Origin of the sequence: Burkholderia pyrrocinia (assembly GCF_018417535.1) — a bacterium.
Classification (GTDB): domain Bacteria; phylum Pseudomonadota; class Gammaproteobacteria; order Burkholderiales; family Burkholderiaceae; genus Burkholderia; species Burkholderia pyrrocinia_E.
In genome coordinates this window covers 1,594,427-1,609,671 of record NZ_CP070978.1, presented here as the reverse complement: position 1 = coordinate 1,609,671, position 15,245 = coordinate 1,594,427, and the positions used below count along the sequence as shown (strand labels likewise).

The following is a 15,245-nucleotide window of genomic DNA, read 5'->3' as shown; positions in this document are numbered from 1 at the left end:
TCGGGCCAGACAGGTTGGCCTTTGTCACGCGACGAACGCGCCGCGCGTCGCGTAACACCCGGCTGCGCGCATTCCCGTCAAGCGTGCAGCCCGAAAATCAACGACCGGTGCGCACCGACCCCCGCCGCCACCCCCGACGCCGACGCGAACGTCGCATTGGTCATCAGGCTCGATGCGTCGCCGGCGGCAAACACGCCGGCGACGCTCGTCTGCTTCCACGTGTCGACGCGAATCGCGGCGCCGAGCGGCCCTTCGTCGAACGCACAGCCGAGCTGCTGCGCGAGATCGCTGGCCATTACCGTGCGCGCGCCGACGAACAGCGCATCGATCGGCACGACCTGCCCGTCGGCGAGCCGCAACGCTTCGATATGCGGCGCATCGCCCAGGATCTCGACGACCGGCGACCGCTCGATGCGCACGCCGCGCGCGTCAAGCAACGCGGCTTCTTCTTCATTCGCGTCGACCACGCCCTGCGTGAACCACGTCGTCGGGCCCCAGTCCGGGATCAGGATCGCCTGATGCACGGACAGCGGATGCGTGGCGAGCACGCCGAGCCGCTGGTCACTCACCTCGTACCCATGGCAATACGGACAATGCAGCACGCTGATGCCCCAGCGTTCGACGAGCCCTGGCAGCGCCGGCAGTTCGTCGCGGATGCCGGTCGCGAGGATCAGCCGGTCGGCGCTCGCGCGGCTGCCGTCCGACAGCGTCACGTGGAAGCGGCCGTCGGCATCGCGCTCGGCCGTGCGCACTTCACCGTCGATCCGCTGCACGGTCGGATACGCGTCCAGTTGCGCGACGGCTTCGGCAACGATCTGCGCGGGCGGCTTGCCGTCCTGCCCGAAAAAACCGTGCGCGTGTTCGGCAAAGCGGTTGCGCGGCCGGCCGGCATCGATCACGAGCACGCGGCGTCGCGCCCGCGCAAGCTGCATCGCGGCCGACAGCCCCGCAAAGCTGCCGCCGATCACGATGACTTCATGGTGAGTAGACATGCACAAGCTCCTTTCCTGGGTGAGGGGTGTGTCCCGATGGCGGCCAACTCATGAAACACGTGAAGTTGCATGATAGGGCGATGGTATCATTCATGCAACTTCAGAAGTTTCGAGAGAGGGGCGCCGCCCGTGAGAACCGACAGCCGTTTGTCGCGCATGCTGCATGCGCTGATCCACATGGACCAGGCCGACGGCCCGCTGACGTCGGAGACGATCGCGACGATGCTGGCCACGAATCCGGTCGTCGTGCGGCGCCTGCTCGGCGGCTTGCGCGATTGCGGCTACGTGCAGTCGGAGAAAGGGCACGGCGGCGGCTGGGTGCTGAGCGTCGCCCTCGACGACATCACGCTGCTCGACGTCTATCGCGCAGTGGGCGAGCCGCCGCTGTTTTCCGATCTGGTGCCGGAGGACGAGCCCGAATGCCTGGTCGAACAGGCCGTCAACGCGCATCTGTCGGCGACACTGAAGGATGCCGAAGCGTCGCTGCTGGCGCGCTTCGGCGAAGTCACGCTCGGCATGCTGTCGCGCGATTTCGAAGCGAAGGCCGCGCTGCGGGGCTACACGCGCTGACGCGGCGCAGCATCCCGATCGAACGCGCCTGACGTGCAATCCTGCACGATCCGGCGCGGCCAAAACCGTCGCGCCGCAATGTTCTGTCCCCCAACTTCTGCCCGGTTCGCCCGCCACAGGGCAAAATACGGGTTTTCCGCACCCGCGAGGGCGCGTCCGAATCACGCGCCGGGCGGCGGCGGTGCGCGTTGCGCACGCCGCCACCGGGCGCCCAGGCAAGATTGCTCGCCGTGTCGCGAGCCCACAGGAGTCCAGACCCCATGCCCGAATCCAACCTGTCCTTCTTCGGCCGGCTGTCGCTTGCCGTCGGCACGTTCTTCTCCGTGCTCGGCAACCGCGAATTCGCGGCCGGCGTGCTGCGCGTGCGCGACGGCGCCCCGGCACCGGTCGCGCCGGCAGCCGCACCGGCCCCGGCGCCCGCGCCTGTGCCCGTGAAGGCACCGGCGCCCGAACTGCGCGAAGCGAGCCCGCAGGCCGCGCTGCAACTGCTCGGCCTGCTGCAGCGCGATGCGCGCTTCATCGACTTCGTCGAGGAAGACATCGCCGGCTACGCGGACGCCGACATCGGTGCGGCCGCACGCCTCGTGCACGACGGTTGCCGCGCCGCGCTGCGCGAACACTTCACGATCGTGCCGGTGCGCGATGAGGCGGAAGGCAGCCGCGTGACGCTGCCGGCCGGCTTCGACGCGACGGCCGTACGCGTGACCGGCAACGTGGTCGGCTCGGCGCCGTTCACGGGCACGGTCAGCCATCGCGGCTGGCGCGTGTCCGACGTGCGCCTGCCGAAGCTGACGGGCAGCCCCGACGCATCGGTGGTCGCACCGGCGGAGGTGGAACTGTGAGCGATCCGCGCTATTCGATCGGCATCGACCTCGGTACGACCCACTGCGCGCTGTCGTATGTCGACAGCGCCGCGAGCGACGGCGAAACAATCACGCAGCAGGTGCTGCCGATCGCGCAGCTCACCGCGCCCGGCGCGCTGGAGTCGCGCGACCTGCTGCCGTCGTTCCTCTATCTGCCGCATGAAAGCGAACTGACGCAGGGCGACCTGACGCTGCCGTGGACGACTTCGCGCGGCTTCGCGGTCGGCGAGATGGCGCGCACCCGCGGCGCCGGCACGCCGATCCGCCTCGTGTCGAGCGCGAAGAGCTGGCTGTGCCACCCGGGCGTCGACCGCCGCGCGGCGATCCTGCCGAGCGATGCGCCGCCCGAAGTGTCGCGTGTGTCGCCGCTGGAAAGCTCGATCCGCTACCTGACGCACCTGCGCGAAGCGTGGGACCACACGCATCCCGACGCGCCGTTCGCCGACCAGGACGTGACGGTGACGATCCCCGCATCGTTCGACCCGGCCGCGCGTGAACTGACGGCCGAGGCCGCGCGCGCCGCCGGCTACACGCGGATGACGCTGCTCGAAGAGCCGCAGGCCGCGCTGTATAGCTGGATCCAGAAGAGCGAAGGCGGCTGGCGCAAGCAGGTGCAGGTCGGCGACCTGATCCTGTGCGTCGACGTCGGCGGCGGCACGACCGACCTGTCGCTGATCGCGGTGGTCGAGCGCGACGGCAATCTCGAACTGCATCGTGTGGCGGTCGGCGAGCACATCCTGCTCGGCGGCGACAACATGGACCTCGCGCTCGCGCACGTGGTCGCGCGCAAGCTCGCGCAGCAGGGCACGCAGGCCGATCCGTGGCAACTGCGCGCGCTCACGTACGCATGCCGTGCCGCGAAGGAAACGCTGCTGTCCGACCCGACGACCGACGCGGTGCCGCTCGTCGTGCCGAGCCGCGGCTCGAAGCTGATCGGCGGTTCGATCCGCACGGAGCTCACGCGCGCGGAACTGACGCAGACGATCCTCGAAGGCTTCTTCCCGCAGGTCGATGCGGCCGCGCGCCCGGTGAGCCGCGCGCGCGTCGGCCTGACGCAGCTCGGCCTGCCGTATGCGCAGGACGCGGGCATCACGCGCCATCTCGCGGCGTTCCTCGGCCGCCAGGTCGCGGCGCTCGACACGCTCGAAGGCGTGCAGCGCACGCTGCCGCAGGGCGCGACATTCCTGCATCCGACGGCCGTGCTGTTCAACGGCGGTGTGTTCAAGTCGACGCTGCTCACGCAGCGCGTGCTCGATACGCTCAATAGCTGGCTCGCCGCCGAAGGCGCGGCGCCCGCGCGCCTGCTCGCAGGTGCCGATCTCGATCTCGCGGTCGCGCGTGGCGCGGCGTACTACGGCTTCGTGAAGCGCGGCCGTGGCGTGCGCATTCGCGGCGGCACGGCGCGCGCGTACTACGTCGCGATCGAATCGGCGATGCCCGCGGTGCCGGGGCTCGAACCGCCGGTGCAGGCGCTGTGCGTCGCGCCGTTCGGGATGGAGGAAGGCTCGGACGCGGCGCTGCCGCCGCAGGAGTTCGGCCTCGTCGTCGGCGAACCGGTGCAGTTCCGCTTCTTCGGTTCGTCGGTGCGGCGCCAGGACCAGGTCGGCACACTGCTCGACTACTGGTCGCCGGAAGAGCTGCAGGAGCTGGAAGAAATCCAGGCGACGCTGCCTGCCGAAGGGCGCACGGTCGGCGAGATCGTGCCGGTGAAGCTGCATGCGCGCGTGACCGAAGCCGGCACGCTCGAACTCGAGGCGATCCCGAGCGGCACGAACGAGCGCTGGAAGGTCGAGTTCGACGTGCGCGGCGCCGCCTGAGCGCGATGAAGCGCTATACGGTCGGCATCGACCTCGGCACGAGCAATACGGTCGTCGCATACGTCGAAGCCGGCTCCGACGCGATCCGCGTGTTCGACGTCGAGCAGCTCGTCGGCCCCGGCGCGGTGGCCGCGCAGCCGCTGCTGCCGTCGGTGCGCTATCACCCGGCGGCCGGTGAGCTCGCGGCGGACGCGTTGAGGTTGCCGTGGCAGGCGGCCGGCGCGCGCGACGCGGCCGCCCGTTCGGGCGGCGGCCGTGACGGCGGGTCAGCCGGTCGTGACAGCGGCGCTGGTGACGCGCTGCCGCCCGTGATCGGCCGCTATGCGCGCACGCTCGGCGCGCAGGTGCCGGGCCGGCTCGTGTCGAGCGCGAAGAGCTGGCTGTCGCACGCGTCGGTCGACCGGCTCGCGGCGATCCTGCCGTGGGGCGCGGCCGACGGCGTCGACAAGGTGTCGCCGGTCGACGCGAGCGCGAGCTATCTCGCGCATGTGCGCGACGCGTGGGACGCACGTTTTCCCGACGCGCCGCTCGCGAAGCAGGACGTGATCCTGACGGTGCCCGCGTCGTTCGACGACGGCGCGCGCGCGTTGACGGTCGAAGCTGCGCGGCGCGCGAAGCTGCCCGCGCTGCGGCTGCTGGAAGAGCCGCAGGCCGCGTTCTACGACTGGCTGTACGGCCAGCGCGCGACGTTGCGCGACACGTTCGCCGAGGCGCGGCGCGTGCTGATCTGCGACGTCGGCGGCGGCACGACCGACCTCACGCTCGTCGATGTCGCACCGGGCGACGACGGCGAGCCGACCTTTACGCGCGTCGGCGTCGGCAACCACCTGATGCTCGGCGGCGACAACATGGACCTCGCGCTCGCGCGCCTGGTCGAAACGCGGCTGACCGAGCCCGGCACGCGGCTGTCGGCCGCGAGCCTGTCGCAGCTCGTCGAGCGCTGCCGCGCCGCGAAGGAGCGGCTGCTCGGCGACGACGCACCGGCGTCCGTCACCGTCACGCTGCTCGGCGCGGGCAGCAAGCTCGTCGGCGGCGCGCGCTCGGCCGAGCTGACGCGGCAGGAAGTCGAGCAGATCGTCGTCGACGGCTTCTTTCCGCAGGTCGCGGCCGGCGAACTGCCGCGTCGCGCGCGGGCCGCGATCGTCGAATTCGGGTTGCCGTATGCGAGTGACCCGGCCGTCACGCGGCACGTCGCCGCGTTCCTGAACCGTCATGCGGAAGGCCCGCTGCCCGACACGCTGCTGCTCAACGGCGGCGTGTTCCGTGCGGGTGCGCTTGCCGGCCGTCTTGCGCAGACGCTCGGCGCGTGGCGCGGCGCGCCGCTCGACGTGCTGCACAACGCGCATCCGGACGTGGCGGTCGCGCGCGGCGCGGTGGCCTACGGGCTTGCGCGTGCCGGGCATGCGCCGCGCATCGGCGGCGGTTCCGCGCGCAGCTATTTCCTCGTGCTCGACGACGGTGCCGATGACGCGGCCGCACGCGGTGTCTGCCTGCTGCCGCGCGGTGCGGAAGAGGGCCGCGAGATCCGGCTCGAGGATCGTACGTTCGCGCTGCAGCTCGGGCAGCCGGTGCGTTTCCACCTCGTGTCGACGGTGGCCGAGACCGCGTACCGGCCCGGCGATCTCGTCGAACTCGATGGCGGCGATTTCGTGCGGCTGCCGCCGATCGCGACGGTCGTCGAGCGGCAGGCGGGCAGCGATGCGCGCGAAACGCCGGTGAAGCTCACCGCGTCGCTGACCGAGGTCGGCACGCTCGAAATGCATTGCATCGCGACCGACGACGCGGCACGCCGCTGGCGGCTCGAATTCCAGTTGCGCAGCGATGCGCCGGCACACGGCGGCGACGATGCACCTGCGCGGCATCCGCGGCTTGACCAGGCCATCGAACTGATCGAGCGCTCGTTCGGCAGCAAGGCCGCGGACGTTACGCCGAAGGACACGCGCCGGTTGCGCGCGCAGCTCGAACAGGTGCTCGGCGCGCGCGAAGAATGGGACGTCGCGCTCGCGCGCGAGCTGTTCGACGCGTTGCTTGTGCGGGCGCGGCGCCGTCGACGCTCGGCCGATCACGAACGCGCGTGGCTGAACCTCGCCGGTTATTGCCTGCGCCCGGGCTTCGGTCATCCGCTCGATGCATGGCGCATCGAGCAGCTGTGGCCGCTGTTCGACGACGGGATTCAATACGTGAACGACGCTCAGGTGTGGTCGGAGTGGTGGACGCTGTGGCGGCGCGTGGCCGGCGGCCTCGACGACGATGCGCAGACGCAGGTGCGCGACGCGATCGCATTCCTCGAACCGTCCGACGACAAGCGGCGCAAGCTGCCGTTCGATCCGGGCAAGGTCGGCCCGGCCGACATGACGCGGTTGTCGGCGTCGCTCGAACGGCTGCCCGTCGAGCGCAAGGTCGAGCTGGCCGAGCGCCTGATCGCGCAATTGCAGAAGCCGGCCGAACGCGCGCTTTGTGCGTGGGCGCTCGGGCGCATCGGCGCGCGCCGGCCGTTCTACGGCAGCGCGCACAGTGTCGTGCCTGCGGAAGTCGCCAGGGGCTGGCTCGATGCGCTGTTCGCGCTCGACTGGAAGCAGGTCGAGCCGGCGGCGTTCGCGGCCGCGCAGATTGCACGGATGACCGGCGACCGTTCACGCGACCTGCCGGACGATACGCGCGACGCGGTGATCAAGCGTCTGTCGGCCGCGAATGCGTCGGCGGCCTGGATCGACATGGTGCGCGAAGCGATCGCGTTCGACGAAGCTGACACGGTGCGCGTGTTCGGCGAAACGCTGCCGGCCGGGTTGAAGCTGCTGGCGGGGTGAGCGGCGCGGTGGGCTCCGGTATCGTTCGGATACCGGAGCATTCCGCGGCGTTGCCGATTCAATACCCTTCGAATACGAGAACGGCTGCCGTTGCATCGCATCGGCAGCCGGTTGCGTTTTGCGAGCCTGTCGGTCAGATCTGCGGCGTCGTCTCGCGTGGCGATGCGGCCGATTCCACGGCGATCGCATCCGGCGCGGTTGCCCGCCGCGCGAGATGAATCCCCGCGAGCATGCAGCGCACCGACCCGCCGGCCAGTTCGATCGTCGGCACGTCGAGCGGAAGCAGCCGCGCGGAGCGCTCGATCGTCGCGCGCTGGTCGCGCGTGAGGCAATCGAATGCGCGCCGCGACAGCGCAAGCACGCGCCCGTTTCTTCCCGACAATTCCAGCGTATTACCCGCGAAGTTCGCAATCTGCGACTGATCGAGCGCGATCACCGCACGTCCCGTTTCGGTGAGGCGTTGCGCGATCTCGGCGCGACGCCGGCGGTCGGCGATCAGGTCGAGGCCGACCATCGCGAACTCCGTCGCGACGCTCATCATCACGTTCGTGTGATAGATCGGGCGCCCGTCGGCATCGGCCGTATCGAAGCAGATCGGCTCGAAATTGAAGTGCGTGCAGAAGCGTTCGAGCGCGACCGGGTCGGCACGGCGCGAACGCGCGGTGTACGCGATCCGTGCGACGTGGTCGAGCACCATCGCGCCGGTGCCTTCCAGGAACACGTCGTCGTATTCAAGCCCCGAATAGTCGATCACGTCCTGCACGCGATACTCGGCCTTCAGCATCTCGACGATGTCCGCGCGCCGCTCGCGGCGGCGGTTCGGGCTGTGCATCGGATACAGCGCGACGTGGCCGCCCGGATGCGTCGAGAACCAGTTGTTCGGGAACACGGAGTCGGGCGTGTCGCGCTCGCCGTGGTCGTCGAACACGTGCACGCGCACGCCCGCATCGGCGAGCGATTGCGCGGCGGCCGTGACTTCGTCGCGCGCGGCCGCGGACACCGACGACGTGTCGGTTGAGCCGCCGGCCGTGCGCTGGAACGCGTTGTCGGCCGCGGTCTGCGGGTTCGGCAGGAAGCGGTGCGGCCGGATCATCACGACGGCGGCCGGCGCCTGGATCGATACGAGATTCATGGAAGGCGGGAGCGAAAGGCAGGGAGCCGGGCAGCGCACGGGCCGCCCGGCGATGACGGTCAGCGCGCGAACGCGGCGACGGCTTCGGTCACGAACGCCGCGTGACCTTGCGCGATCGCAGCCGGGTCGTCGATCAGCGCGAACAGGTTCTTCGGGTCGACGGCCGGCGGAATCAGCGCGATCTCGACCCCCGCGTTGTGCTGCTGCGCGAGTGCGTACAGGTAGCGCAGCGCCGAATAATCCTCGAGCGCGAAGCCGACCGAGTCGAACACCGTGACTTCGTCCGCGCGTTCGCGGCCGGTCGTTTCGCCCTGCAGCACGCGCCACAGCTCGGTGACGGGGAAGTCTGCCGGCATCTGCTGGATCTCGCCCTCGACGCGCGACTGCGGCTCGAATTCGACGAACACGCGGCCCGCGTGCAGCACGCCCGCTTCGAGCTCGGTCTTGCCGGGGCAATCGCCGCCGACCGCGTTCAGGTGCATGCCGGGCTCGACCATGTCGGCCGTGACGATCGTCGCGTACGCCTTGTCGGCAGTGACGGTCGTCACGATGTCGGCGCCGCGCACGGCATCGGCGGTCGACGCGGCGCGCACGACGCGCAACTCGGGATACGCGGCGAGGTTTTGCACGAGCTTGTCGGTCGCGAGCGGATCGACGTCGAATACGCGGATTTCGTCGATGCCGAGCAGCGTGTGGAACGCGATCGCCTGGAATTCGCTCTGCGCGCCGTTGCCGATCAGCGCCATCGTGCGCGAGTCGGGCCGCGCGAGCACCTGCGCGGCGAGCACCGACGTGGCGGCCGTGCGCAGCGCGGTCGTCAGCGTAAGTTCGGCGAGCAGCAGCGGGTAGCCGGTATCGACTTCGGCGAGCGCGCCGAATGCCATCACCGTGTGCATCCCGCGTGCGGCATTGACGGGGTGGCCGTTCACGTACTTGAACGCGAACAGCGACGCGTTCGCGACGGGCATCAGCTCGATTACGCCGTCGCGAGAGTGGCACGCGACGCGCGGCGACTTGTCGAAATCGGCCCAGTGCAGGTAATCGGCGCGCAGCGTGTCGACGAGTTCGCGCAGGAACGTCGTGACGCCGGTTGTGGCGATCAGGCGAGCGGTGGCGGGAACGTCGAGGAAGCGAGTCATCGGTTTGTCTCCATTGTCTTTGCCGGTACGGGTGTCCTGGCATTCCGGTCGACCGGGCGATGCTTCGGCGCGGGCTTGCTGAAAAGCGGCGGCGCGGCGTATTCGGCCGGTCGATGGAGTCATTATTTCCGGGAGTCGAGCCAACAAAAAGACGGCAAAAGTGGCAGATTTATCGATAGACTTGGCAAATTGCCAGCCATATCCGGCAGTTTGCCAGGTTCGTGCTGGCCGGAATGCGCAGCCTCCGGCACGCTGGCGGCCGGTTCACGCTCAACAGGAAGGCCCGTTCATGATCACGCTCGACGACGTCGACCGGCAGCTCATCGCGCTGCTGCGCGACAACGCGCGACTGCCCGTCGTCGCGCTGGCGAAGGAATTGCGCGTCGCGCGCGCAACCGTGCAGAACCGGCTGACGCGGCTGGAGAAAAACGGCGTGATCGTCGGTTATACGGTGCGGCTCAAGCCGGCGGCCGAACGGCACCGGATCCGCGCGCTGATGTCGATCGCGGTGCAGGGCAATCGCGGGGCCGAGGTGGTGAAGGTGCTGCGCGGGCATCCGAACGTCGCGTCGATCCACAGCACCAACGGCCGCTGGGATCTCGTCGCCGAGCTGCATGCCGATTCGCTCGAGCATTTCGATCGCGTGCTCGGTGCGATCCGGTTGATCGACGGTATTGCGAGTACCGAGACGAGTATTTTGTTGTCGACGCACAAGGCGTAACGCAGGCGTGGTCCGCGTCTGCTTGTGCGTGTTGCAGGCGCGTCAGGCGTTGGCCGCCGGCTCGGGAAACACCGGCTCCCCCAGCGTCAGCATCAACCGGTTCGCCCACGCGAAGATCGCGACCGCGTGCGACAGGTCGAGAATGTCCTCATGCGTCAGCCCTTCGGCTTCGAGCGCGGCGATATCGTCCGCATCGACCGTATCGGGCCGCCCGGTCAGCGCGATCGCATAGCGCACGATCGCGCGTTCGCGTGCCGTCGTGCCGGCCGTCGCCGGATCGTCGAACACCTGCTCGATTGCATCGGTGCGTTTCGCGAGCTGCGCGAAGCGCTGCGCATGCACCGACGCGCAATACACGCAGCCGTTCACGCGCGACACGGCCGTGCTGGCGAGTTCGCGCTCCGCACGCGACAGCCCGCCCGGGCCGTACATGATCGCGTTGAATACGCCCGAGCGCTGCCGCAGGATTTCGGGCAGGTGGACGAGCAGCAGGTAGTAGTCGGATGTTTTCGCATGCGGGTGGCTTGCTTCGAGCACCGCAAGCTGATCGGGCGTCGCGGCATCGAGCGAAACCGTATCCAGCCATGCGCGCCAGCCGAGCGTGTCGGACGTGAAGCCGTGAGCGGCGGTCGTCATGCGGCCTCCGGCGCAGCACGTGCCTGAAGCGCTTGCGCGGCAACCGCGACGCGCAACTGATACGCGACGAATGCAACGAGCTGCGACAGCGCGACGATCGCCGGTGTCGTGAGTCCGGCCGACTTCAGCGCATCGAGATGGGACGCGCGTGCGTCGACGGGCGCCTGTGCCAACAGCCGCGCATGAGCGAGGATCGCGCCGAGGCGCGGGGCAAGCGCGTCGAACGCATCGGCGTCGGCGCGCGCGATTTCCTCGGCGGTGCCGCCGGCGTCGAGCAGCCGCGTGCGATACGTCGAGGCCAGTGCGTGTGCGTTCGATCGTTGCGCGACGTATCGTGCGGCATGCAGTCTTTCGACCAACGAAAGATCGGGCAACGCCGGATCGAACAACGCGGCTTCGCTCAGCCGCGTATGCAGCAGCACCTTGTCGCGCGCACGGCGCAGCGCGGTCACCGTATCGCCGTCGCGCAGGCCGGCCACCGCGTCGATCGTGTCCGGCGCGGCGGCCGGCGTGATTGATTCAGTCATCGTTCTGGTTTCCCTTCGTCGTTTATGTCGTCGATGAACGCGTGCTCATGCATCCGCGTCGCGCCATTCGTCGCCTTGCAACTCGGCATTCGCGTACGCGACGAGTGCGTCGTAATGGCGATCGCGGTCGGCGTCGAACAGCCGGCTCGCGATGCCACGCGCCAGCCGTTTCGCGCCCGCGCTGATGGCCGGGATATCGCCGGACAGCTTGCCGTGGCTCAGGCTCGCCGCATGGTTGAAGCAATGGATCTGCGTGACGGCCGGGCACGCCCCGGGCTCGCGTTCCTGGAACGCGAACGCGGGGCCGAGATCGGGCGACTCGGCGAGCTCGTCGAGCCACCTGTCAGGTTCCGGTCGATAGCGATCCTTCCAGCGCCGCACGTGCGAGCCGAACGACGCGAATTCCGCGCGCGTCGTCCAGTCCGAATGAAAGCCCGTCGCGAAGATCAGGAAGTCGACGGTGTAGCGTCCGCGCGGCGTCGTCACGTCGAGGCCGTCCGCACGTTCGGCGAGCGTCTCGATCGGGCTGCCCGCATGAAACTGCGCGTGCGCGTGGCGCGACACGCGCAGCACGCTGTCGCGCGGCGGTGGCGTCTGCGACGTCAACGCGTAGTGCATGAAACGCCACTTCGTCGCGTCGTCGAGATCGGCGTAGCCGTGCACGAGGCCCGGGCTGCCGATGCCGGTCAGCTTGTTGATGCGCGGAATGTCCGCGCGGCGGAAGAACAGGTCGACGCGCGCGGCGCCGGCTTCGAGCGCGGTACCCGCATTGTCGAACGCGGATGCGCCCGCACCGACCACGCCGACGCGCTTGCCCGCGAGCGCCGCGAAATCGATCGGCTCGGACGAATGGGCCCAGCGCATGCGCGGTGCGCGTTGCGCGACAGGCGGCACGTACGGGCCGCCGAGACCGTCGCGGCCGGTCGCGAGCACGACGTGCCGCGCGAGCAGGGTCTGGGCTTCGCCGTTGCCGCGCACGTCGAGCGCGAGCAGGCCGTCGTCGCGCGGGCGCAGCGCGACGAGCGTGGTGTCGTTGCGCACCTGCAGGTCGAGCACGCGCCGATACCAGCGCAGGTAATCCATCCATTGCGTACGCGGAATCTTGTAGAGCGCGTCCCACGCGGCGCGGCCGTACTGCGCCTCGAACCATGCGCGGAACGTCAGCGCGGGCAGGCCGAGGGCCGGGCCCGCGAGCTGCTTCGGCGAGCGCAGCGTGTCCATCCGCGCGAACGTGACCCACGGCCCTTCGTAGTCGGCCGGCGCGCGGTCGATCACGCACTGGTTGTCGATGCCGAGCAGGCGCAGTTCGGCGGAAGCCGCGAGCCCCGCCATGCCGCCGCCGACGATCGCGACGTCGAGCACGCGCGCGCCGTCGGCCTCGCGCTGCGGCACCCACGACGGCGCGGGCAGGTCGAGCCAGCGCAGGTCTTGCGCGAGCCGTGCCTCGAGTGCGTCGAGTGCGTCGAGCGGTGTCGTCATGCGGCCTCCTGGCGGGTGCGGCGCGAACGTGTCGTGCGAGGCGGACGCGGCGCTCGCTCGCTGCGCAGCCGGTCGCCGCGCAGCAGCGCGTCGTGCGCGGCGGCGTCGTGAAAGACCACGTCGTCGAGCAGTGCGCACGTCGTGCGGTGCAGCGCGTCGAGCAGCGCATCGACGGCCGCGGAGCGCGCCTTGCCGGCCGGCGTCGCGACGCCGAACGCGAACGGGATGTCGACGTCGAGCGGGCGCGTGACGACGCCGTCGACCGGCAGCGCGACGCCCGTCGCCGGATCGACGATGCCGATCCCGATGCCCGCGCGCGCGGCCATCACCGCATTCAGCGACGCATTGGTTTCGATGAACACGCGCGCGTCGACGCGCGCGGCCGCGAACGCCGCATCGATCCGCTGGCGCAGCCGGTGCCGGTTCGCGACCGTCACGATGCGGCGGCGCGCGAGATCGCGCAGCGCGATGCGCGGCTTCGCCGCGAGCGGATCGCCGGCGGGCAGCACGGCGACGCATGGCGTCTGCGCGATCCAGTGCACGTCGAGCCCTGCGTGCGCCATCGGCAACGTGACGACGCCGACGTCGGCCGTGCCGGCCAGCACCTCGTGCACGACATGCTCGGCCGATTCGCTGCGCAACTGGTAGTGCGGCGCGTGCGCGCTGTCGGGCAGCGCGGCGAGCGCGGCCGGCACGAGCGTGGCCGCGAGCGACGGCGTCGCCGCGATGCGCACGGGTTCGGCCGTTTCGTCGCCGAGCGCGCGTGCCCGTGCCTCGATCGCGCGCAGGCCGACCAGCGAGCGCTCGACTTCCTCGTACAGCAGGAACGCGCGCCGCGTCGGCGTGACGCGCGGGCCGTGCCGGTCGAACAGCGCGTAGCCGAGATCGGCTTCGAGCTCCTGGATCTGGCGCGTGACGGCCGGTTGCGAGCGGCCGAGCAGTTCGCCGGCGCCGGTCACGCTGCCGGCCGACATGACCGCGGAAAAGGCTTCGAGTTGATGCAGCTCCATGACGCGTTCCGATGATGCGATTTGCGCATTGTAGGAGTGCGAGCATGCGCGATTCATATAATGATTCTTGCTATCGACAGCGCGAAAACTGCGAAGCGCACGATCGTCGTGACGGTCGATGGTGCGTGCCGGCACATCGGCTGCGAGCGGTGCCGTGCGGGAAACGCCAATCGAATCAACGCGATGTGATGCATGCTCACACACCGCGCGATACACAACATGCGGATGGCCGTTCGCGAGTGTCATCCGCTTCGCGCCGCACGCGATATCGATATGCGCAAAACTTCGTTGGATCGCCCCGAGCCGGGTGGTTACATGCCCTCACTCTTTTCGACTGACTGAAGGTGGGGGCGGCATGAACGTTTCGGGGAACGACGCGCGCGGCGCATGGCGGCGCGTGCTGGGCACGGTGGCGGCGCTCGCCGCCGCATGGGGCTTGTCGACGGGCGGCGTGCTCGCGGCGGGCGTGTCGGGCGAGCCGGTGGTGGTCGGCGTGAGCGGGCCGCTCACGGGCCAGGACGCGCAGTACGGCGAGCAATGGAAGCGCGGCTTCGATCTCGCGCTCGACGAGATCAACGGCAGCGGCGGCATTCACGGCCGGCCGCTCGCGGTCGACTTCCAGGACAGCCGCAGCGATCCGCGCCAGGCCGTGGCGATCGCGCAGAAGTTCGTCGCCGATCCGCGCATCGCAATCGAGCTCGGCGATTTCTCCAGCGCGACGTCGATGGCCGCTTCGCCGATCTACCAGCGCGGGCAATTGATCCAGTTCGGCTTCACGAACTCGCATCCGGATTTCACGAAGGGCGGCGATTACCTGTGGAGCACCGCGCTGAGCCAGGCCGAGGAGCAGCCGCTGCTCGCGCGCTACGCGGTGAAGGAACTCGGCTTCAAGCGGATCGCGGTGCTGTACCTGAACACCGACTGGGGCCGCACCAGCAAGGACATCTTCGCGAAAGCGGTGGCCGGGCTCGGCGCGCAGGTCGTCGCGGCCGAGGGCTACCAGCCGGCGGAGAAGGACTTCCGCTCGACGCTCGTGCGGATCGGCGCATCGAAACCCGATTCGATCGTGCTGATCTCGTACTACGCGGACGGCGCGCAGATCGTGCGGCAGACGCGCACGTCGGGCGTCACGCTGCCGATCGCGGCGGTCGGCTCCGTGTATTCGCCGAAATTCCTCGAACTGGGCGGCGCGGCCGTCGACGGCGTCTATACGGAATCGAACTTCTTCCCGGCCGAGCCGCGTCCCGAGGTGCAGGCGTTCGTGCAGCGCTATCGCGCGAAATTCCACACCGATCCCGATTCGTTCGTCGCGCGCGCATACGACGCGCTGATCCTGTCGGCCGAGGTGCTGCGCCGCTACGGCACGACGCGCCAGGCCGCGCACGACGGCTTCGCGAAGGTAAGCGACGTGCCGAGCGTGATCTTCGGCAAGGTGCGCTTCGATCCGCAGACGCGCCGCGTCGCGGGCGCGCGCACCGTGTACCTGGTCGTGAAGCAGGGGCAGTGGGCGCTGTGGGATGGCGCGAAGCCGCAGCTCGCCGCGCGCTGATTC

At 69.7% G+C, this 15,245-nt stretch carries 13 protein-coding genes; 6 read left to right on the top strand and 7 right to left on the bottom strand.

Going from position 1 to position 15,245, the window contains the following annotated elements; all coding sequences use genetic code 11:
• Positions 1-77: 77 nt before the first annotated feature.
• Entirely contained in the window at positions 78-992 is a 915-nt protein-coding gene (locus JYG32_RS25315; protein ID WP_213267386.1) for an NAD(P)/FAD-dependent oxidoreductase, read from the bottom strand.
• 129 nt (positions 993-1,121) lie between these two features.
• Here JYG32_RS25315 and JYG32_RS25310 point away from each other — a divergent pair, with 129 nt between their 5' ends.
• The 4 genes from JYG32_RS25310 (at position 1,122) to JYG32_RS25295 (ending at position 7,049) form a co-directional block, all read left to right on the top strand.
• A complete protein-coding gene (locus tag JYG32_RS25310) occupies positions 1,122-1,562 on the top strand; it encodes an Rrf2 family transcriptional regulator (RefSeq protein WP_065502838.1) in 441 nt (146 codons plus the stop codon).
• Positions 1,563-1,822: 260 nt separating this feature from the next.
• On the top strand, positions 1,823-2,404 hold the full coding sequence (locus JYG32_RS25305) for a DUF2760 domain-containing protein (protein ID WP_213267385.1): 582 nt from the start codon (positions 1,823-1,825) through the stop codon (positions 2,402-2,404).
• The gene (locus JYG32_RS25300; RefSeq protein WP_174378252.1) at positions 2,401-4,242 is read left to right on the top strand and encodes an Hsp70 family protein; all 1,842 of its coding nucleotides are present in this window, start codon (positions 2,401-2,403) and stop codon (positions 4,240-4,242) included. The genes JYG32_RS25305 and JYG32_RS25300 overlap by 4 nt, the downstream gene beginning before the upstream one ends.
• Positions 4,243-4,247: 5 nt before the next feature.
• The gene (locus tag JYG32_RS25295; RefSeq protein WP_213267384.1) at positions 4,248-7,049 is read left to right on the top strand and encodes an Hsp70 family protein; all 2,802 of its coding nucleotides are present in this window, start codon (positions 4,248-4,250) and stop codon (positions 7,047-7,049) included.
• A 133-nt stretch (positions 7,050-7,182) separates the two neighbouring features.
• On the opposite strand, the gene ctlX is transcribed toward JYG32_RS25295, so the two are convergent.
• Positions 7,183-8,181, bottom strand: a complete 999-nt coding sequence (gene ctlX / locus JYG32_RS25290) for a citrulline utilization hydrolase CtlX (protein WP_213267383.1) — start codon at positions 8,179-8,181, stop codon at positions 7,183-7,185.
• A gap of 59 nt (positions 8,182-8,240) precedes the next feature.
• Positions 8,241-9,320, bottom strand: a complete 1,080-nt coding sequence (locus JYG32_RS25285; protein WP_213267382.1) for an ornithine cyclodeaminase — start codon at positions 9,318-9,320, stop codon at positions 8,241-8,243.
• Between the two features lie 289 nt (positions 9,321-9,609).
• Between JYG32_RS25285 and JYG32_RS25280 the strand changes: the two genes are divergently transcribed.
• Positions 9,610-10,041 carry an Lrp/AsnC family transcriptional regulator gene (locus JYG32_RS25280; protein ID WP_006753967.1) on the top strand — a complete coding sequence of 144 codons (432 nt, stop codon included), beginning with the start codon at positions 9,610-9,612 and terminating at the stop codon, positions 10,039-10,041.
• A gap of 42 nt (positions 10,042-10,083) precedes the next feature.
• Here JYG32_RS25280 and JYG32_RS25275 read toward each other — a convergent pair whose 3' ends face one another.
• The 4 genes from JYG32_RS25275 to JYG32_RS25260 are packed head-to-tail and all read right to left on the bottom strand — an operon-like array spanning position 10,084 to position 13,693.
• A complete protein-coding gene (locus JYG32_RS25275; protein ID WP_213267381.1) occupies positions 10,084-10,677 on the bottom strand; it encodes a peroxidase-related enzyme in 594 nt (197 codons plus the stop codon).
• Positions 10,674-11,204 (bottom strand): CMD domain-containing protein, encoded by a 531-nt coding sequence (locus JYG32_RS25270; RefSeq protein WP_213267380.1) that lies wholly within the window; start codon positions 11,202-11,204, stop codon positions 10,674-10,676. Before JYG32_RS25270 ends, JYG32_RS25275 begins: the two co-directional genes overlap by 4 nt.
• A 45-nt stretch (positions 11,205-11,249) precedes the next feature.
• On the bottom strand, positions 11,250-12,683 hold the full coding sequence (locus JYG32_RS25265; protein ID WP_213267379.1) for an NAD(P)-binding domain-containing protein: 1,434 nt from the start codon (positions 12,681-12,683) through the stop codon (positions 11,250-11,252).
• Positions 12,680-13,693, bottom strand: coding sequence for a LysR family transcriptional regulator (locus JYG32_RS25260; protein WP_213267378.1), 1,014 nt, complete (start codon positions 13,691-13,693; stop codon positions 12,680-12,682). Before JYG32_RS25260 ends, JYG32_RS25265 begins: the two co-directional genes overlap by 4 nt.
• Before the next feature lie 355 nt (positions 13,694-14,048).
• On the opposite strand from JYG32_RS25260, the gene JYG32_RS25255 reads away from it, so the two are divergent.
• Positions 14,049-15,242: an ABC transporter substrate-binding protein gene (locus JYG32_RS25255; protein ID WP_174383270.1), complete on the top strand. Its 1,194-nt coding sequence runs from the start codon at positions 14,049-14,051 to the stop codon at positions 15,240-15,242.
• The last annotated feature ends 3 nt before the right edge of the window (positions 15,243-15,245 follow it).